Annotated in this window: 19 protein-coding genes; 2 read left to right on the forward strand and 17 right to left on the reverse strand. The window is 35.8% G+C overall.

All coding sequences use genetic code 11. The features are described from left to right. Positions 1 to 78 precede the first annotated feature (78 nt). The 17 genes from ACM6F9_RS18660 to ACM6F9_RS18740 form a co-directional block, all read right to left on the reverse strand. Complete coding sequence (locus ACM6F9_RS18660) at positions 79 to 1254, reverse strand: cysteine desulfurase family protein (RefSeq protein ID WP_414847092.1); 1176 nt, start codon at positions 1252 to 1254, stop codon at positions 79 to 81. Between the two features lie 2 nt (positions 1255 to 1256). After that, entirely contained in the window at positions 1257 to 1724 is a 468-nt protein-coding gene (locus ACM6F9_RS18665) for a hypothetical protein (protein WP_414847093.1), read from the reverse strand. Between the two features lie 24 nt (positions 1725 to 1748). After that, positions 1749 to 2336, reverse strand: coding sequence for an HAD family hydrolase (locus ACM6F9_RS18670; protein WP_105704340.1), 588 nt, complete (start codon positions 2334 to 2336; stop codon positions 1749 to 1751). 5 nt (positions 2337 to 2341) lie between these two features. Beyond that, on the reverse strand, positions 2342 to 3067 hold the full coding sequence (locus ACM6F9_RS18675) for an SDR family NAD(P)-dependent oxidoreductase (RefSeq protein ID WP_414847094.1): 726 nt from the start codon (positions 3065 to 3067) through the stop codon (positions 2342 to 2344). Next, positions 3067 to 4386, reverse strand: coding sequence for an FAD-binding protein (locus ACM6F9_RS18680; RefSeq protein ID WP_414847095.1), 1320 nt, complete (start codon positions 4384 to 4386; stop codon positions 3067 to 3069). The genes ACM6F9_RS18675 and ACM6F9_RS18680 overlap by 1 nt, the downstream gene beginning before the upstream one ends. Next, entirely contained in the window at positions 4383 to 5270 is an 888-nt protein-coding gene (locus ACM6F9_RS18685) for a decaprenyl-phosphate phosphoribosyltransferase (RefSeq protein WP_105704337.1), read from the reverse strand. The genes ACM6F9_RS18680 and ACM6F9_RS18685 overlap by 4 nt, the downstream gene beginning before the upstream one ends. Positions 5271 to 5377: 107 nt before the next feature. After that, on the reverse strand, positions 5378 to 6067 hold the full coding sequence (locus ACM6F9_RS18690; RefSeq protein WP_105704336.1) for an OmpA family protein: 690 nt from the start codon (positions 6065 to 6067) through the stop codon (positions 5378 to 5380). 27 nt (positions 6068 to 6094) lie between these two features. Next, positions 6095 to 6586: a lipocalin family protein gene (locus tag ACM6F9_RS18695; RefSeq protein WP_129042418.1), complete on the reverse strand. Its 492-nt coding sequence runs from the start codon at positions 6584 to 6586 to the stop codon at positions 6095 to 6097. Between the two features lie 124 nt (positions 6587 to 6710). Beyond that, on the reverse strand, positions 6711 to 8393 hold the full coding sequence (locus ACM6F9_RS18700) for a S8 family serine peptidase (RefSeq protein WP_414847096.1): 1683 nt from the start codon (positions 8391 to 8393) through the stop codon (positions 6711 to 6713). Positions 8394 to 8483: 90 nt separating this feature from the next. Next, positions 8484 to 9107, reverse strand: a complete 624-nt coding sequence (locus tag ACM6F9_RS18705; RefSeq protein WP_414847097.1) for a WbqC family protein — start codon at positions 9105 to 9107, stop codon at positions 8484 to 8486. A 59-nt stretch (positions 9108 to 9166) separates the two neighbouring features. Then, entirely contained in the window at positions 9167 to 10813 is a 1647-nt protein-coding gene (gene lepB, locus ACM6F9_RS18710) for a signal peptidase I (protein ID WP_414847098.1), read from the reverse strand. A 134-nt stretch (positions 10814 to 10947) separates the two neighbouring features. Further along, positions 10948 to 11649, reverse strand: a complete 702-nt coding sequence (gene dapB, locus ACM6F9_RS18715) for a 4-hydroxy-tetrahydrodipicolinate reductase (protein ID WP_414847099.1) — start codon at positions 11647 to 11649, stop codon at positions 10948 to 10950. Positions 11650 to 11712: 63 nt separating this feature from the next. Then, positions 11713 to 12351, reverse strand: a complete 639-nt coding sequence (locus tag ACM6F9_RS18720) for a DUF5683 domain-containing protein (RefSeq protein WP_414847100.1) — start codon at positions 12349 to 12351, stop codon at positions 11713 to 11715. Then, on the reverse strand, positions 12351 to 13241 hold the full coding sequence (locus tag ACM6F9_RS18725) for a ParB/RepB/Spo0J family partition protein (protein WP_126653870.1): 891 nt from the start codon (positions 13239 to 13241) through the stop codon (positions 12351 to 12353). Before ACM6F9_RS18725 ends, ACM6F9_RS18720 begins: the two co-directional genes overlap by 1 nt. 69 nt (positions 13242 to 13310) lie before the next feature. Next, complete coding sequence (locus ACM6F9_RS18730) at positions 13311 to 14084, reverse strand: ParA family protein (RefSeq protein WP_089732508.1); 774 nt, start codon at positions 14082 to 14084, stop codon at positions 13311 to 13313. A gap of 164 nt (positions 14085 to 14248) precedes the next feature. Next, positions 14249 to 15091: an energy transducer TonB gene (locus ACM6F9_RS18735; protein ID WP_414847101.1), complete on the reverse strand. Its 843-nt coding sequence runs from the start codon at positions 15089 to 15091 to the stop codon at positions 14249 to 14251. A 705-nt stretch (positions 15092 to 15796) separates the two neighbouring features. After that, positions 15797 to 17083 carry an adenylosuccinate synthase gene (locus tag ACM6F9_RS18740; protein ID WP_129042423.1) on the reverse strand — a complete coding sequence of 429 codons (1287 nt, stop codon included), beginning with the start codon at positions 17081 to 17083 and terminating at the stop codon, positions 15797 to 15799. A gap of 181 nt (positions 17084 to 17264) precedes the next feature. Between ACM6F9_RS18740 and ACM6F9_RS18745 the strand changes: the two genes are divergently transcribed. After that, positions 17265 to 17849, forward strand: a complete 585-nt coding sequence (locus ACM6F9_RS18745) for a hypothetical protein (protein ID WP_414847102.1) — start codon at positions 17265 to 17267, stop codon at positions 17847 to 17849. Between the two features lie 18 nt (positions 17850 to 17867). Beyond that, complete coding sequence (locus tag ACM6F9_RS18750) at positions 17868 to 18788, forward strand: alpha/beta fold hydrolase (RefSeq protein ID WP_414847103.1); 921 nt, start codon at positions 17868 to 17870, stop codon at positions 18786 to 18788. The last annotated feature ends 42 nt before the right edge of the window (positions 18789 to 18830 follow it).

Raw genomic sequence — 18830 nt, forward strand, 5'->3', positions numbered from 1 at the left:
TTCTTTTATTTTAATTAATATTATTTTCTTTTTAATCCTTTATTGGATGTTCAAAATTACGATTTTTAAAGCATAAGCCTATCTATGCTCAACATTAGTTTTTTCTATAGTATAATCACTTGAAATTTCCTTCAAGGCACTTACTAATGTGTCAATTTCTGCTTTAGTCGTCATATGGCTGAAAGAGATACGTAATGGGGTACAATGATCCATTTCGTCCTCAGAAAGTACCATCATCATTACCATTGAAGGTTTTGAAGCTCCTGATGAGCATGCACTTCCCTGAGAGATTGCAATTCCTTTCATATCCAGCTGAAGTCCTATCAATGGGTTTTTATAAGGTAATAATGCACTTAAAACCGTATAAAGACTGTTTTCCTTTTCAGCACTTCTTCCGTTGAATTTAATTCCTTCAATTTCGGCAGAAAGTCTTTCAATTGCATAATTTTTGATATCCTGCATATGGTTGGTATATTCATCCATATGATTTAAAGAAAGTTCTAAGGCTTTACCTAATCCTACGATACCACAAACATTTTCTGTTCCGGCTCTAAGACTTCTTTCCTGAGGTCCTCCGGTGATAATCCCTTTTAAGCCTGTTGCCTTTCTGATAAATGCAAATCCTGCTCCTTTTGGTCCATGAAACTTGTGGGCACTGCATGAAGCAAAGTCTACAGGAATATCGGAGAAATCAAGGTTCATATGAGCCATGGTCTGTACAGTGTCCGAATGGAAAAGCGCATTATGCTCTTTGCATAGCTGGGCAACTTTTTTAAGGTCAATTATGTTTCCGATTTCGTTGTTAGCATGCATTAAGCTTACTAATGTTTTTTTATCTGAAGCTTTTAACAGCTCTTTTAATTTTACAAGATCAATATCTCCTTTTTCATTCGGGCGGATGTAGTTTACTTCTACTCCTTTTCTGCTTTTCATATCCAGAATGCTTTCAGAAACACATTTGTGTTCCAGAGGAGAGCTGATGATTCTTTCTACTCCCAGGTGTTCTACCGAGGATTTGATGATCATATTATTTGATTCGGTACCACAGGAAGTGAAAATAATTTCAGCAGGAGTTACATGAAGATAGTCTGCAACCTGTCTTCTTACATTTTCAATAAGGATTTTTGCTTCCTGACCAAAGCTGTGCGTTGAAGACGGGTTTCCGAAATTCATCTTCATAGTGCCCACCATTGCATCTATAACTTCTTCTGCAAGCGGAGTGGTTGCGGCATTATCTAAATATACTTTATCCATTATTATTTTGAATATTTTAATTCTACAGAGGTAAACTGGTAATTGGCGGGAACAGTGAAAATAATCCAGGGACTGGAGATCACCTGAATTTCCATTCCACCGGAAGGCTCTCCGGCCGGAACTTCTACATAAAGAATCTGATTTTTTACAGATGCACTCTTAATTTCATCAATTTTGTGACTTCCGGATCTGAAAGTTCCCAAATTGTATAAAACGACTTTTTTATTTTTCGGAAATGAAGGATATTTGATATAAGATTCTTTATCAAGATCTACAACACCAAAACTTCCTCTGATTCTGTTTCGAAAATCTTTTTCGTCTTTAATGATTGTAAAGCCGGGTCTATCTGCTCCTCCCTGGGATTCAGAGACAAGAAGTTCAGCATTTTCCTGCACAGCAGAAGACTTCTGGGATGAAGTGCTTGCACAGCTCATGAAGATTACCGTACATGCAATTAACAGACTTTTCATTTTTTACAATTTTATCTCCCAAAATTAGTGAAAAAATTGATAATGTCCTTCATTTGCCCATTTCAACATTGGTCGATCTCCGGAAGTATCGCCAAATGCAATAATTTTATCGTATTTAGAATCGTTTATTTCTTCTTTTATTCTTACCAGTTTTTCTTTCCCGTTGCAGTTTTTCCCCACAAAATTTCCTGTGAAAACCCCGTTCTTAAACTCTGCACGCGTAGAAACAAGCTCCATTTTAAGTGCCTGAGCGAATGGCTTTACCCAGATATCCAATGAAGCAGTAACCAATAAACTTTGTGTATTGTTATGATCTATATTATTAATAAAGTCAAGTGCATTTTCACGAACAATTTTAGGATAATGCTGTTCAAAAAACAATTTGGACTTCTGTTCTATCTTTTCCTGAGTCTGCCCTTTTAAAATAGAACCAATAAAGCTTTTTTTCACCTTTTCGGTTTCAGCCAGCTTTAATTTCAGCAGAATAAAGAGAGGAACGTGTCTTAAAAATTGTATACGGTATTTTGTAGAATCGTAGAATTTGAGATACATAAACATGGTATCTTTATACGTCAGGGTCCCGTCAAAATCAAAACAATACAATTTTTTCATTTCTCTTAAAGCTTTAATTTTTTAAATATAAATTCAGGGATATTCCTGATAATCATCATAATAATACTCCAAACCGGCAAAACATATGCCACATTTTTCTCCTTTTTGAAGGTTTTATAAATACAGTCTGCGGCTTGTTTCGGAGTGGCCGTCAGTTTTGGGTTTAAAGGCAGACCTTCTGTCATTTTAGTTGCCATAAACCCTGGTTTTATTGTAAGAACATGTACTTTTTTATCAAAAAGATAGTTTCGAAGACCACTCAAATAGGCTGTAAATGCAGCTTTTGCACTTCCATAAATAAAGTTACTCTGTCTTCCTCTGTCTCCTGCTACTGATGAAAGTCCAATAATTGTTCCCGATCTTCTGCTTTCAAATTTCTGAGCAAAATAGTTCATCACAGGAACCAGTTTTGAATAGTTGATATCTATGATACGTTCTGTATTCCTGTTGTCATATAATCCTTCTTCGGTTCCTTCTCCTAAATATCCTACGGCGCAAAATAATACATCTGAATTGATATTTTCAAATCTGTTGTAATCAATTTCTTTTGTCAGATCCAGTTCGATGACTTCCGCCTGCTGCAGAAATTTCACATCAATATGTCTTGCAAACCGCTCTGTAGTTTCTTTATTTGAGGTAAAAAGATATATTTTTTCAAATTTTTCTCCTTCCTGAAGTGCCTTTTCCACAAAAGCCTGTGCCACTTCAGATGTGCTTCCCAGAACTATCATTATGAGTTATTATTTATGATTCTTTTGTGCTGTAAAGACACAAATTTAGGATTTTGAATATTTTTAAGGTAATTGGTAAGCGATGATCTGCTCATGCTGTCTTTGGTAAGATAAATTCTTCCTCCGAATTCCTGAACAATGGCATCAAGCTGATCTACCAGACTTTTCAGTTTTGAATTCACTTTAAAATCCAATGCCAGCGTATACCCTTCCACAGGGAAAGAGTTGTAAGCAGCAGTATTGTTCTTTCCAAAAAGTTTAAGAACAGCCAGGAATGACCCGTTTCCGCTATTCGCGATCGTTTCAAGGATTCTTCTCATTCCTTCTTTTCCTGTTTCTTTAGGAATTACCATTTGATACTGTATAAATCCGGATTTGCCGTAGATTTTATTCCAGTCATTAACAGCATCCAAAGGATAGAAAAACGTCTCGTAGTCGATAAAGTTTTTCACTTCTTTTTTAGCCTGCTTTTTATAATACAGCCAGTTGAATATTTTTACCGTAAGTGCATTCAATACAAATCCGGGAAAATAAAACGGAACTGTAGGAGATAATTTTTTCTTTAATCTTAAAGGAGTTTTCAAAAAATTCTGAGGAAGCTCATGTTGAAAAGCATGCTCGCCTCTCATCAGAATACTTCTTCCAATGTCTTTTCCTTTTTGAAGACAGTCTATCCAGGCAACAGTGTACGTCCAGCTTTCACTTTCGTCAAACAGTTTAAAAATTTCATCCAGATTTTCTGCTTTGATGCTTTCCTGACGGATGTAGGCGGATTCAATATTTTTAAGCTTAAACTTTGCAGTAAGAATAATTCCTGTAAGGCCCATTCCTCCAATAGTAGCCCAGAATTTCTCTGGATTTTCTTCTCTTGAACAGGTAATAATTTCCCCGTTTTCAGTCATTAGCTTAAATTCAATCACATATTCCGAAAAACATCCTTCTGCATGATGATTTTTACCGTGAACATCGGAAGCGATAGCCCCTCCTATGGATACAAATTTTGTTCCGGGAGTAACATATAGGAAATATCCCTGCGGAACGGAAATCTCCAGAACTTCGGAAAGAAGAACTCCGGATTCACATTCCATTATTCCGTTTAAACGGTCAAAATTGATGAACTTATTTAATTTCTTTGTTGAAAATATAGATTCTCCCAACGAAGCATCACCATAGCATCTTCCATTTCCTCTTGCTATAACTTCGTTGTGATTGAGTACAAATTCTTTTATTTTTTTGAAATTGTCCTCAGATCTCATTTCTTTCTCCACTACCGGGAAATTGCCCCAGTTGGTAACTTTCTGCGTGAAATTAGGTTTCATTTCTTAAAATAAATTTGAATTAAAAATGCAACTACCCAAAGTAAAAGGGTAACCTGAATATAGCGATCTCTGTAAACAATTTTAGTGGGAGACTCTGTTCTGTTGTACACTAATGTCTGCTGAAGATACCTCAACAAGGCAAACACTACAAAAATAACGGTGTAGAATACTCTTGCGTGGAATCTTTCCTGAACTTCCGGAGAAAGCGTAAACATCAGATAGCAAATGATGGCTAACGTAATAGAAATAGACAATGCAATGTCTGCAAACTGAACGTTATATCCATCCAAAGCCTTTCTTGTCTTTCCAGAAACCTGCGCATTAATAAGCTCTCCTCTTCTTTTTCCGATTGCCAGTACAAGTGCCAGTACAAAAGTTAACAGAATAGCCCATTGTGAAATACTGATTCCGGTAATATAACCTCCCGCCAGTACTCGAAGAACAAATCCTATAGCGATAATGAAAATATCGATGATGGGAACATGTTTAAGCCTAAAGGTATAAGCAAGATTCATCACCACATAGAAACCTATAATGGTTGCAAATTTCCAAAGATACTCGTGGAAATAAAGTTGTGAGAAAAATACAAGAGTAATATCTGTAATGACCAAGCCGATAAGAATTCCTATAGCTGTTGACTTTGAAATGGCTCCACTAGCCAGAGGTCTTCTTCTTTTTTCAGGATGTTTCCTATCTGCCTCAATATCATTATAATCATTCAAAATATAAACTACACTTGCAGCAAGTGAGAATATAATGAACGCAAAAATGCTTTTGACAAGTAATTCTACATTTGTAATATTACCTGAAAAAAACAATGGGACAAATACAAACAGGTTTTTAACCCATTGCTCCACACGGAGTAGTTTTAAATATTTCTTCATTTATGTTGTTTCGAATGCAAAAATAATAAAATTAAAATTCTTAGCCTAAAAATACAAAAAAAACCGCCGGGGCGGTCTTTTACGAAAATATTTATATAATAAATTAACTATTGCCCTTGTTTGGCATCGTTAATCATTTTTTCATTTGCAGTAATAGCAAACTCTACTCTTCTGTTTTTAGCTCTTCCTTCATCAGTATCATTGCTTGCAACCGGCATATTTTTACCTTCACCTTTTGTGAACATTCTGCTTGATGCAATTCCTTTTCCTACTAAATAAGCTTTTACAGCGTCTGCTCTTCTTTGAGAAAGTGCTAAGTTGTAAGCATCTTTACCTACACTGTCTGTATACCCATAGATATTAATATTTGTATCTGGGTTTTTAACCAATACGTCACCTAGTTTATCCAGGTTAGCCTGTGCAACAGAAGTAAGGTTTGAAGAGTCGAATGCAAAGTTAACAATACTTTCATTCATTGTAACTTTAATACCGTCTCCTACTCTTTCTACCTGAGCTCCAGGTAATGTTTCTTTGATATCTCTAGCCTGCTTATCCATTTTGTTACCGATAACGTTACCAGCAACACCTCCGATAATACCTCCTAATACAGCACCGATAGCTCCGTTTCCTCCTTTTCCTACATTGTTCCCAAGGATACCTCCAAGTACTGCTCCTGAAGCAACACCTACTGCTGTACCTCTTTGTTGGTGATTTGAATTTTGAACCGCTTCACAGCTTGTCAATAATAATGCTGATGACAAGAAAAGAGCTCCTACGTATGTTTTTGTAAATTTCATTTTTTTTTGATCTTTTATGTTGATAAATTATTTCATTCCTGCTCTCTGGAAGTTGTAAACTACTTTTACATTACCTCCTTCAAAAGGAACATCTTGCTGAAGTGAAAACTGATCTGTTGTCTGATTGATCAGGGTAAGGCTATACCCTACAGAGTTTTGTTTTGCTTTTGTACCTGCAGCAATTTTTTTAAACATAAACGTGTTACCGTCTTTTACTTCAAATTTGATAGGTTGTGTAATTGCAGGGCAATCTCCACCGCCATTTAAAGTATATGCTCCTGTCCAGTTGTTAGGAATTAATCTCCAGTGGCTTCCTACAAAACATTGTGCGTCTGCACCTTCATCAAAAGGCTTGATTTTATATCCTTTTTCGTAATCTATACTTACGATTTGCCAATCTCCTTTCATTTTCAGAAAGTCTGCTCTTTGATTTTGAGACGTAGCTGCTTTGTTAACAGAGGAACACGACACTGCAAAAAGTGATGTTCCCAACATCCCTGCAAGTAGTAACTTTTTCATTTTGTTGTTTATTATTTTGTTACTATAAAGTTACAAAAAACCGTGCCAAAATTTAAAATAAAAATAAAAAGTCCGAAAAAAATTCGGACTCTTTATCGTTTCTCCTTAAATACAGGGAGATATATTATTTTTTAACAGCCTTTTTTACGGATTTCGAAGGCTTAGAAGGTGTTGATACCTTTCCTTTATAGAAATTCGTATAGGCATATTCTGCTGCTTTTTTCAGGTCTATAACTCCACCTGCCTGCGACTGGTCTGTAAAGCCGTTTGCAGTGCTTGGATTGCTGCTTTTCACAAGTGCTTCAATGATCTGATAAGGCTTCAGATCCGGCATATAAGCTAATAAAACAGCGGCTCCTCCGGCTACCACAGGAGAAGCCATAGAAGTTCCCTGAAGGTATTTGTATTCGTTTTTAGGAACGGTAGAATAAATTTCTTCTCCCGGTGCGAAAACGTTCACCATTTTTTTATTGTAATTAGAAAAATCTGCTCTCAAAGCATCATTTTTATTAGTACTTGCTCCTACCACAAGAACATTGCTTACAAATGGTTTTTCATCTGTAATATTTTTAAAATTGGTAGGATAAGCCAAATGCTCGGCTACATCTTCATTTTCATTTCCGGCAGCTTTTACTAAAAGAACACCTTTATCTTCAGCATATTTAAAAGCATCCCAAACTACGTTCTTACCCGGAGAAACAGGTTTTCCGAAGCTCATGTTCAATACTTTTGCCCCGTTATCTACTGCATATCTGATTGCGTTAGCAACATCTTTATCTCTTTCATCCCCGTTTGGAACTGTTCTTACAGACATGATTTTAGCAACTTTTGAGGCTACTCCGTACTGAACTTCTTTTCCTTGAGGAAGTCCGGCAATAATTCCTGCTACATGGGTTCCGTGCTCTGCATCGGGCCCTTCATAATGGTTGTTCCCATAATTTTTTTCAGAATAGTCATCATAATTATCTCCTACAATTTCTTTTCTTGTATCATATGAAAGATCATATTGTTTTGCTGCAGGAGCAAAGTGATCGATAGCCTCTTTCAATTCCTTCTTCACACTCTCTTCGAAATCAGTGCCTGATTTTCCTTTAAAAACGGGACTTTGTGAAATTTGGCTTAAGAAATCCAATGCGATTGCATTTTCCTGATCTGTTGGAGCTTTGATCACTGAAATAGTTTCTGTTGTCAACGGCTTACCTCCCAATAATTTTACCATATTAGGAACCAACTCATAGAGCATAGAATAGGTCTTGAAATTCTGTATAGCCTCGATACTTTTTGAATTAAACATATCTTTGGCTTTCATATACATATCAAACTCGTCCTTCATCTGAGCCTGATTAGCTTTGTTCTTTGTAGAATTGTCACCTTCAAAAATAGGTTTGTATTTGGCAACTACTCTTGTCACTTCCATATTATCGATATCAACATCACCGTTTTTACCTCCTATGAAGTTCCACCCGTGTACATCATCAATGTATCCGTTTCCGTCATCATCTTTACCATTTCCAGGAACTTCGTTAGGGTTTGACCAAAGATTTTTTACCAATCCCGGGTGATCTACCTGTACTCCACTATCCAAAACTCCCACCACAACTGTTTTAGGCTTCAGTCCTTTAGATTCTAAGTATTTATAAGCATTTGCCGTATTTACCCCATATACCTTTGAAGTAGCAAAATCTTTATGATACCATGTCATCAGATCTTTATCTTCGTTGGGGTTTTTACTTTTAGCTTTAGATTCCTGTGCAAAAGAGAAACTAAAACCTGCTAGAAAAACTGCAGCTAATAATACCTTTTTCATATGTTGATATTTAATTTTATTTTAAGACATATGCCAATCGCTACTTTTATCTGTTTTTATATTGAGAATTCTATGAATAGCGACTGTATGCTAATACGGTTGTTTTATATTTTTTATATATACCATAGATTCCGGGCCTTTATTACAAATAAGGTCAAGAACCGACAGGTCTTCCAAAAATCCGAACTTGTCAGAAAAAGTCTGGTAATATTCTTCCATTTGAAATTCTGAAGGAAGCTTTGCCGAAAATTTTTCTCTGAAGTTGATACTTTCAGGGTTTTTGATATATTCTTCATTCAAAGAGTGTGCCTTTTCTGTTTTCAATATCTGTTGGATCACTTCTATCCCTTTAAGGTTAAAATCCAAAAGAAATTTTTCTTTAAGGTCAAAAATCTTTCTGAACTTATCTTCATAATATTCAAAATAAGGAGAGCTTTGGTATGCTGTCTTGATTGATTTCCAATGAAGGGTTCTCCAATCCTCACGGTAAGAGATTTCTATATCTTTAAATTCTCTTTTTCCGTTATGATTGATAGGAATTATTAACGACAGTTTTCCGTTGGCACCATAGATGTTTGTTCTGTTTCTATAGGTCTGCTTTGGAAAGTTTTCAAATTGTTCCAATACAATTTCATTCTCAGGGTTCAAAAACACTGAAAACCATGAAATTGGGGGCATATAAAATGCTGGTAATAATACATTCGTCATATTCATAATGCAAAAATGAAGTATTTTTTCAAATACTTCATTCTATTTTAAGTTTAATTTTTCTATTAATCGTCTTCAGTTTTTTTCTTTCTGAACAGTTTCACAAAATACTCCCATCCGAAGAACAATATAAGGATCATTGCCGCAATCCACCAGTAAGAGGTTTTATTAGCTTCTCCTGTATTGGTTGCTTTGAACATTCTTTCCCAACGGATTTTGAATGGTGCCTGGTAAGTAGAGCTGCTGTCCGCAAATGCTCCCTGAAGGCTCATCCATGTGAACATCGGTTTTCCGACAATATTCTCTTCCGGAACGAAACCAAAGAATCTTGCATCTAATGAAGCATCTCTGTTGTCCCCCACCATCATATAATAATCCTGCTGAATAGTATACTGAGTAGCTTCTTTTCCGTTAATTAAGATTTTTCCGTTTTTCTTTTCTAAACTATTGTGCTCATACTCAGAAATAACCCACTGATAGGTTGGAAGTGTTTCCTGGTTGATAGCCACTACATCTCCTTTTTTAGGAATTCTTAATGGTCCATACCAATCAGCATTCCAAGGTTTATTAATTGGGAAGATGGATTGAGTCGTATCAATTTTCGTTCTCGCCTCATCTTTATAAGCAACTGCTGATTCTTCTTTTGCAAAAACTTGTTCTTTTATGTCTGTAACATGAGGAAGTTCTTTAATTTCTTTAGCAACCTTATCTGTTAAACCCTGAAAAGCATAAACATACCCTCCACTATCCTGTTGAAATTCACGAACCGGTAAAAATCCGTACACTTTATATAAAGTTGGAATATCCAATTGAGCATCTGTGGTTACCATATATCCGTGTTGTACTTCCTGATCTCCTAAAACGATTTCCGGCTTTCCGTTAACGAAAAGTCTTCCGGCTCTCATTTCAAAAGTATCACCTGCTGTAGCTACACATCTTTTTACGTAAGGATCTTTTCTGTCGATGGCTGTATGTACAGAATCCTGAGGATAGTTGAAAACAACTACATCATTTTTCTGTGGTTTGTTGAATTGTAAAATTCTTGTATAAGGTAATTTTACAGCATCTACATAAGATTTTGGATCATCTTTAGGGTTACCTTTCTGTCCTGTATCCATAATCGTTCCCTGAAGGAAAGGTATTGCTACCGGACGCATTGGAAGTCTGTATCCATAGCTCCATTTGTTTACAAAAAGGAAGTCACCCACCAATAATGTTCTTTCCATGGATCCTGTAGGAATCCCGAAAGGCTGCGTTACAAAAACGTGAATAATGGTAGCAAAAACTACCGCGAAGGTAATGGAACCAACGAATGTATCTTTCTTCTTATCATTTTTCTCTTCGTCTGTAAGGAACAGGTCGTTTGCATTCTCATCTTCTAACTCTACATCTTTAGAATAGTTGATTACTGCCATATAAATAAACGGCAGAATCACTGTAAGAATCTGATCTTTGAAAAGTGTTTTCCCGAACTTTTTCACTAAATAAAGATGAAAAACAGACATCATGATTGGCCCTACAATCGGAAGATAAGAAAGGATTGCCCACCATTTCGGATGTTTTGTTTCTTTAAGAATGATGAAATAGTTGTAAAAAGGGATAAAAGCAAATAAGGGGCTATAGCCCATTTTCTTGAACAGTTTCCAAGATGAAATCCCCATCAATACGGATAGTACGAGGACATATACTGTATAAGTTAAAAAATAATTCATAAATTTTTGTGCCTATTCTTATGATATAAATGATAAAATGATGAGTAATAAATGATAAAAGCACTCTGCTGTTTACAATTCACTATTCATCATTCTCTGCTTATTGGTCTGCAATTTACAGAATTTGTTACAAATTAAAGTCCCAAAACGTCTTTCATTGCGAAGTTTCCTTTTTTATCTTTAATCCATTCTGCAGCTACTACAGCTCCCAGTGCAAAACCGTTTCTGTTGAAAGCGGTATGTTTGATTTCGATTTCGTCTACTTCACTTCTATAATACACGCTGTGAGTTCCCGGTACTTCATCTTCACGCACTGCAAAAATACCAAGCTGCTTACCTTCTGTTTCTTCCAGCTTCCATGCATCGAATTTCGGGTTATTTTGAATAATCCCTTCTGCAATGGAAATAGCAGTTCCACTTGGAGCATCCTTTTTATGGATGTGGTGAATTTCTTCCAGTTGACAAGAGTATTCATCAACATTCTTCATCAGATCCGCCAGTTTTTCGTTTAAAGCAAAGAATAAATTGACTCCTAAACTAAAGTTGGAACCATATAGGAATGCTGTTTCGTTGTCTACAGCTAATTTTTCTATTTCAGATTTTTGATCCAGCCAGCCAGTTGTTCCGCAGATCACCGGAATTTTATTTTCAAGACAAGCTTTGATGTTTTCAAATGCAACTTCCGGTAATGAGAATTCAATCACAACGTCCGGATTATTAAGATTCTCAGCAGTGGGGGTTTCCTTCAGACGGGCAACTACTTCATGACCTCTCTTCTGTGCGATCTCATCAATGATCTTACCCATTTTTCCGTAACCAACTAATGCTATTTTCATATAATCTTTTTATTTTTTAATACTGCATGTAATCTTCAGATCTTTCTGCAGATTTATTGTCTTTTAAAATCTGTAACTTAAACTAAAGCCTGTTTTCGGAGCGCTGTATCCATACTGATCTTGAATAACCGATGGTTTAAAAACCAGATCCGGATCATGGCGGCTTTCGTAAAGGTGTGCATCTACTACGGCATCTACAATATTCAGAATATAGATTAATCCTGTAATGGCAATGGCATAATCCCTTTGTCTTTTGGCTCTGTCCTGGGCATTTCCTAAAGCTCTTTTGTCCAGCCACGGGTGGCTGTCTACAAATTCATTAGGGGTACCATTCAGCTTTGCTACATAATATTCACGGTACTTTTTGTACTGGTTGTCGTTCCACACAGCAATACCTACTCCGGCTCCTACCGCTCCCCAAACAATGGGAATCTTCCAGTATTTTTTGTTGTAAAACTGTCCTAATCCGGGTAAAACTGCAGAATATAAACCTGCTCTGGTAGGATTCAGCTTTATGGTTTTTACTGTAGGGCCATTAGCTTTTTCAAGATCTTCGATAATCTTTGCTTCTGTTTTGCCCGGCTTTATTACACGAGATTCTTGTTTCGGAAGTGTCTGCACCCGAACAGTATCAATGGGTTTTACTTGTGAGTAGGCCAGTGCGGCAAAACACAAGAAAAATGTGAAAAATATTTTCTTCATTATTTAATATGAGACAAAATGTATTCCAGCTCTTCTTCATTTTTGAAGTCCAGAACAATTTTACCTTTTTTACCATTTCCAGAAGATTTGATCTCTACTTTTACGTCTAAGATATCAGCAATTGTCTTCTGGGCTTTTTTATAATTATTAGAAAGCTCCACTTTTGCTTTTTTGGCAGCAGGAGACTTCGGGTTCTTTAGTGCAGCAGCAGCTTGCTCTGCCTGACGAACGTTTAATTTTTCTTTGATGATAAGATCAAACAAAACCTGCTGATCTTCTTCACTTTCAAGACTGATAATCGCTCTTCCGTGTCCTGCAGAAATCTCACCACTTCTGATAGCATTCTGAATATCCGGATTCAATCTTAAGAGTCTGATAGAATTGGTAATGGTACTTCTATCCTTTCCAATTCTCTGGCTCAGATTTTCCTGAGTAAGACCGATTTCCTCTAAAAGCCTATGATAAGTTAATGCAATTTCGATAGCATCAAGGTCTTCTCTCTGGATGTTTTCAACAAGAGCCATCTCAAGAAGTTCCTGATCATTCACTAAACGGATATAGGCAGGAATTGTTGTTAACCCTGCAATTTTAGTTGCTCTGTAACGTCTTTCCCCGGAAATGATTTCAAACTTCTCACCGTCTTTTCTAAGGGTAATCGGCTGGATTACGCCTAAGTTTTTGATTGACTGTGCAAGTTCGTTTAATGCTTTTTCATCAAAATAAGTTCTCGGCTGCGTCGGGTTCGGATAGATATCTTCAAGCGAAACTTCTACAATATTTCCCACAAACTTATCTGCTCCTTCATCAGTAGCTGAATTGATAGTTGCTTTAGATTCTGCGCTTAAAATGGCGCCCAAACCACGTCCCATAGCTCTTTTTTTGTCCTTCATAGATATAATTGATAAATGATGTTTGATAAGTGATGGCTGGCATTCACTTCATGGCCATTTATTATTAATTTAATTCTTTATTAAGTTTTCATTCTTTAAAAGAACTTCTTCAGCTAACTGAATATACTGAACAGCTCCTTTACTTTCTGCATCATAGTTCAGGATACTTTCTCCAAAACTTGGTGCTTCACTTAGTCTTACGTTTCTGCTGATAATGGTTTCAAAGACCATTTCCGGGAAGTGTAGATTCACTTCTTCCACTACCTGATTGGATAATCTCAATCTGCTGTCATACATGGTAAGAAGAAGTCCTTCAATTCCAAGATCTTTGTTGTGGATCTTCTGAACATTTTTAACGGTATTCAAAAGTTTTCCAAGTCCTTCTAATGCAAAGTACTCACACTGGATTGGAATGATTACAGAGTCTGCTGCTGTAAGAGCATTTACGGTAATAAGACCTAAACTCGGTGCACAATCAATGATAATATAGTCATAATCATCTCTTACACTGGCTAATGCTTTTTTCAGCATATATTCACGATCTTCCTTGTCTACCAATTCAATTTCCGCAGCTACCAGGTCGATATGTGACGGAATGATATCAAGGTTTGGAGTCGCAGTTCTTTTGATACAAACTCTTGTTTCTGCACTATGCTCCAGTAGATTATATGTAGAATACTGAACATCTTCCACCCCCAGACCGGATGTAGCATTCGCCTGAGGATCAGCATCAATGATTAATATTTTCTTTTCCAATACTCCTAATGCTGCCGCCAGGTTAACAGCGGTGGTAGTTTTACCAACGCCTCCTTTTTGATTAGCAATACCTATGATTTTTGCCATTATTAGAACTTTAAGTTTCAAAAATACACTTTTTTCTTTGCTCTCGGTGAGTGGGGAAAACCAAAATTGAGTTAAAATATTGTTAATAAGCAATTTAACGATAAAAAAAATTATCCACAAAAAAAAATCTTTGTGGATAACTATTTAAAATTTGTCTTTTCGTGTTAATTATCAAATTTCATTGAGATTGGAAATTTGAAATAACTTCTTACGAATTCTCCTTTTTTGTTTTTGGCAGGAATCCATTTCCCTTTGCTTGAGATGTTTTTGATTGTTCTCATTGCCTCACTATTAAAATCGGCGTTGGTTCCATTAGCTTTTACCCCTGAGATCGTTCCGTCCATTTCTACAATAAAGGTAACTGTCGTTTTTACAACATCTTCTGATTCAAATCCTGAACCATCGAAGTTGTTCATTACTTTATTTCTGAAGGAGTCTATTCCTCCCGTGAAATTAGCTTCTACACTTAATTCTGTTTCAATCTTTTTAGGATCAGCTTTTTCAACTACGGGATCAGCCTTTACAGCAGGCGGACCATCCCCTCCGATAACACGTGGAACAATCGGAATATAGGTTGTATTTGGTATTTCTTTACCCTCCGATGTTTGTGTACTTGCTATCGCATTTGTTTTATCCTCCACTTGTTTTTCATTAGTAACAATTGCTTTAGGCTCCGGCAATCTGTCGTCATATGCTTTTACAGCAGGAGCTGGCGGAGTGGGTTTTACAATCTGCGCAGGAGGATCTTTCGGTTTATTCTCCTCTGGAATGATCATCTGAGGAGGAAGTACAAATCCACCATCAGTAATCACTTCCGGAGTTTTGAATGCAGAAATTACAAATGGTGTAAGAGATACTGCAGCCATTAAACTTGCTCCGATAAAAAGTGCTTTGGTTAATATTCTATCTGATTCGTTTCTTAATGCATAGGCACCATATTCTTTATTGCGGTGCTCGAACAGGACTTCGTTAAAACGAAATTCCTGGTTTTGGTTATGTTGTTTCATCACTACTACTATTTAAACTGTTAAAAATTGTGATTATTAGTTTTGTTAGCTCTTATCGATAAGCAATGTTGTAATATCAAAACATCTGCCAAAATTTTAGCAAAACAACATAATATTAGAAAATTTTATGATAATGTTTAAATTTTAACATTTATAAATAGAAAGTTTATATAGAAAAACAACACTATTTTTCATAAAAACAAATAAACATAAATAGAAGAACCTTAGCTGAATACAAAGGTTATATAAGCATCAAAAGAAGAGCAAGCGGTATTAGTAATCCGAGTGTATTAATAATAATCAAAATAATAGAACTGATCTTTGTTTTCGAATAGCTTTTAGCAGCAAAATAAATCGCACCTGTACTAAAAATCAAACTGCAGACAATAAAAAGGATCAGCAAAAAATTCGAACTCACATTGAATGGTAATCCTAAATAAACAATAATTAAAACAGAATATGCCATTGTAAGATATAAACTGATCACTATATTGTTCAGAAAACGCTGGGGTATTTTATTCTCTTCCATTATTTTTCTTATTTATATTTTTCTACCAAAACAAAAGTATACAAAAATTCAAAACTGGAATCACCTCTTAATTGATGAGCTCCCTAACCTCCTTGACAAGTCTGTAGAAGAAAATTTTTAAACAAAAAAAGAGACTATCCAATGATAGCCTCTCTGTTATTTTATGTTTAAGAATATTAGAATAATTCTTTTCTGATGATGTTCTGACTTCTTTCAGGACCTACAGAAACTAAGTATACGTTGATTCCTAAGTATTTCTCAATAAACTCGATGTATTTCTGAGCAGTGTCAGGAAGTTCATCATAGCTTCTTGCTTTTGTAATATCTTCGCTCCAACCTGGTAAATCCTGATAGATTGGTTCGTAGTTGTACAATTTTTCTGTTGAAGAAGTGAAATAATCAATAACTTTTCCGTCTTCAGTTTTGTAATGTGTTACTACTTTAAGGTTTTCAATTCCTGTAAGAACGTCAAGCTTAGTGATCACAAGGTTATTGATTCCGTTGATCATACAAGCATGCTTTAAAGAAACAAGGTCTAACCAACCTGTTCTTCTTGGTCTTCCTGTAGTTGCTCCGAACTCACCACCGATCTGTCTGATTTTTTCACCCAGTTCGTTATCTAATTCAGAAGGGAAAGGTCCGTTTCCTACTCTTGTACAGTAAGCTTTTGCTACTCCGATAAGGTTTTGAAGCGAAGTTGGCGGCACACCAGCTCCTGAACAAACACCTCCTGTAGATGGAGAAGATGAAGTTACGTATGGATATGTTCCGAAGTCGATGTCAAGCATTAATGCCTGAGCACCTTCGAACAATACATTTTTACCGTCTCTGATCGCCTCGTTCAGCTCTAATTCAGTATCAACGATTCTGTCCTGAAGCTGTTTTCCGATTGCTAAATATTCGTTGTAGATTTCTTCAACGTCTAAAGTTGGCTTTCCGTAATATTTTTCAAAAAGAGAGTTCTTAACTTTTAAGTTTTTCTCAATTTTGTCTCTTAAAATCTCAGGATTTAAAAGATCTACCATTCTGATTCCAACTCTTGCAATTTTATCTTCATAACAAGGTCCGATTCCTTTTTTGGTAGTTCCAATCTGAGTCCCTCCGTGTTCCTCTTCACGGTAAGTATCCAAAAGGATGTGGTAAGGCATGATTACATGCGCTCTTCTGCTGATAAAGATATGATCTGTTCTTAAGCCTTTGCTTTCGATCTGACCAACTTCTCTAATAAAAGACTTAGGGTTTACCACTACTCCGTTCGCAATGATACATTTCCCTTTGCATTGAAGAACTCCTGAAGGAAGAAGGTGCAAAACGAATTTTTCTTCACCTACATAAACCGTGTGACCAGCGTTGTCTCCCCCTTGGAAACGTACTACATAGTCTGATTTTGCTGATAAAACATCCGTTATTTTTCCTTTGCCTTCATCTCCGTACTGAAGACCTACAACTACATAAGTTGACATATTTTACTTTTGTTTTTAGATTCGTGCAAAATTACTTTTAAAAAAACTGACGACCAAATTATAGAGGATATTTATTTTTAGTTGGAATGAAAATCATGAGGCTGAATATCATCTTATTTCTGATATTTTTACTTTTATACCTATATAAAATGGATTATATTTACTCTAAAAATTACGCAAAATGAAATTTAAAATTCTATTTCTATTTTTAATTGTTCCTTTGTTTTATCTAAAAGCTCAGGATAAAGTAAATGATTATCTGAATGTTCCGGAACCTATTAATTTAAACCAAAAAGAATATAATTTAGCCTGGAGCTCTCATCCCAATGAAAATTATTTCAAGCAGGAATATCTAACTCCAAAAGAAGACATCAACCAATACAACAGTATGATTTTAATTGAGTTTGTAAAAGGAGATTTTACTTTGAAAGACGTTATTGATCAAAAAGTAGGAGAACTTCAGCAGATGAAAAAAACGAATCCGGTTATTAATTATAAAATTCTTGAAAAAGATGAAGAATATATCTTAGATTTTCTTATCAGCAAAAATTCAAAGGATGGTAAGGAGATATTGATTGCAGAAAGAAATGTTTACCGTTATAAGCTTATTAATGATGGTAAAAATAAAGGTATTCTTCTTTTTGCTGTAAGTGAAAGAGGATATGATAAAAATATTGATGCATTCTTTACTAATTTAAAAAACAATTCTTCTCAATTAATTGAAACTGTCGGAAATTACAAGATCCCTGACATTAAGATAAAATAAAGCAAAATCCCACTTATTATGCCAGTATACCAAACATCATACCTCCCATCAAAAATAAACAATGAGTCCCAGCTTTTCTACACCTTATTTTCTCCGGAAACAGCAAAAGCTACGCTACTCATTGTTCATGGCATGCAGGAACATAGCGGAAGATATGCAGAAATTGCAGAATATTTTGCAGTTCATGGAATAGCTGTATTGACGTATGATCATTTGGGACACGGAAAATCTGTAGAAGAGAAAAAAGATATTGGTTTCTTCCAGCTTAAAAAACCGGATGAAAGGCTTGTTGCCGATGCAGAAATGATGGCTGATTATCTTGCAGAGCAGTTTCCGGATGTTCCGCATTTTATTTTGGGGCATTCGATGGGATCTTTTATTACCCGTTGTCTTCTTCAAAAGGCAAGCAGTAAGTTTGCAGGAGCTATTATTACAGGAACCGGCGGACCTTTACCGGGAATAGACTTGTTAAGAGGTTATTTGTCATTAGCTACTGCCATTGCGCCTCGTCACCGTACTTTTTTGAATTCTGTTTTCACAAGCGTTAATAACAAACATTTTAAAAAGGATAAAGATTTCAGTGATACCAGCTGGCTGAGTGTAAACCCTAACAACAGAAAGGCTTTTGAGCAGGATGAACTTTGTGGAATTCCTTTTACTCATAATGCTTTTTATACTTTATTTACTATTTATAAAAAAGCGACAGCAAGAAACTGGGCTTCCTCAATTCCCCAATCATTTCCGTTTTTGTTCGTAAGTGGACAAAATGATCCGATTGGCGATTTTGGAAAAGGGGTGATGCATACTGTTGAACATTTAAAAGCTGACGGTTTTCAAAATGTAGACGTAAAGATCTATCCTAATATGCGCCATGAGATTTTGAATGAGGAAATAAGAGAAGAGGTTTTGAATGGAATCTATAATTGGATTTTAAAATAAAAAATCTTTCAGATTATACAGATTTCGTTGATTTAATACACT

The organism is Chryseobacterium sp. IT-36CA2 (assembly GCF_949767875.1).
Classification (GTDB): Bacteria; Bacteroidota; Bacteroidia; order Flavobacteriales; family Weeksellaceae; genus Chryseobacterium.

What these genes read in the sequence shown, in the direction of transcription:
- ACM6F9_RS18660 (WP_414847092.1), bottom strand. Translation starts at nt 1,254, where the DNA reads ATGGATAAAGTATATTTAGATAATGCCGCAACCACTCCGCTTGCAGAA.
- ACM6F9_RS18665 (WP_414847093.1), bottom strand. Translation starts at nt 1,724, where the DNA reads ATGAAAAGTCTGTTAATTGCATGTACGGTAATCTTCATGAGCTGTGCA.
- ACM6F9_RS18670 (WP_105704340.1), bottom strand. Translation starts at nt 2,336, where the DNA reads ATGAAAAAATTGTATTGTTTTGATTTTGACGGGACCCTGACGTATAAA.
- ACM6F9_RS18675 (WP_414847094.1), bottom strand. Translation starts at nt 3,067, where the DNA reads ATGATAGTTCTGGGAAGCACATCTGAAGTGGCACAGGCTTTTGTGGAA.
- ACM6F9_RS18680 (WP_414847095.1), bottom strand. Translation starts at nt 4,386, where the DNA reads ATGAAACCTAATTTCACGCAGAAAGTTACCAACTGGGGCAATTTCCCG.
- ACM6F9_RS18685 (WP_105704337.1), bottom strand. Translation starts at nt 5,270, where the DNA reads ATGAAGAAATATTTAAAACTACTCCGTGTGGAGCAATGGGTTAAAAAC.
- ACM6F9_RS18690 (WP_105704336.1), bottom strand. Translation starts at nt 6,067, where the DNA reads ATGAAATTTACAAAAACATACGTAGGAGCTCTTTTCTTGTCATCAGCA.
- ACM6F9_RS18695 (WP_129042418.1), bottom strand. Translation starts at nt 6,586, where the DNA reads ATGAAAAAGTTACTACTTGCAGGGATGTTGGGAACATCACTTTTTGCA.
- ACM6F9_RS18700 (WP_414847096.1), bottom strand. Translation starts at nt 8,393, where the DNA reads ATGAAAAAGGTATTATTAGCTGCAGTTTTTCTAGCAGGTTTTAGTTTC.
- ACM6F9_RS18705 (WP_414847097.1), bottom strand. Translation starts at nt 9,107, where the DNA reads ATGAATATGACGAATGTATTATTACCAGCATTTTATATGCCCCCAATT.
- lepB (WP_414847098.1), bottom strand. Translation starts at nt 10,813, where the DNA reads ATGAATTATTTTTTAACTTATACAGTATATGTCCTCGTACTATCCGTA.
- dapB (WP_414847099.1), bottom strand. Translation starts at nt 11,649, where the DNA reads ATGAAAATAGCATTAGTTGGTTACGGAAAAATGGGTAAGATCATTGAT.
- ACM6F9_RS18720 (WP_414847100.1), bottom strand. Translation starts at nt 12,351, where the DNA reads ATGAAGAAAATATTTTTCACATTTTTCTTGTGTTTTGCCGCACTGGCC.
- ACM6F9_RS18725 (WP_126653870.1), bottom strand. Translation starts at nt 13,241, where the DNA reads ATGAAGGACAAAAAAAGAGCTATGGGACGTGGTTTGGGCGCCATTTTA.
- ACM6F9_RS18730 (WP_089732508.1), bottom strand. Translation starts at nt 14,084, where the DNA reads ATGGCAAAAATCATAGGTATTGCTAATCAAAAAGGAGGCGTTGGTAAA.
- ACM6F9_RS18735 (WP_414847101.1), bottom strand. Translation starts at nt 15,091, where the DNA reads ATGAAACAACATAACCAAAACCAGGAATTTCGTTTTAACGAAGTCCTG.
- ACM6F9_RS18740 (WP_129042423.1), bottom strand. Translation starts at nt 17,083, where the DNA reads ATGTCAACTTATGTAGTTGTAGGTCTTCAGTACGGAGATGAAGGCAAA.
- ACM6F9_RS18745 (WP_414847102.1), top strand. Translation starts at nt 17,265, where the DNA reads ATGAAATTTAAAATTCTATTTCTATTTTTAATTGTTCCTTTGTTTTAT.
- ACM6F9_RS18750 (WP_414847103.1), top strand. Translation starts at nt 17,868, where the DNA reads ATGCCAGTATACCAAACATCATACCTCCCATCAAAAATAAACAATGAG.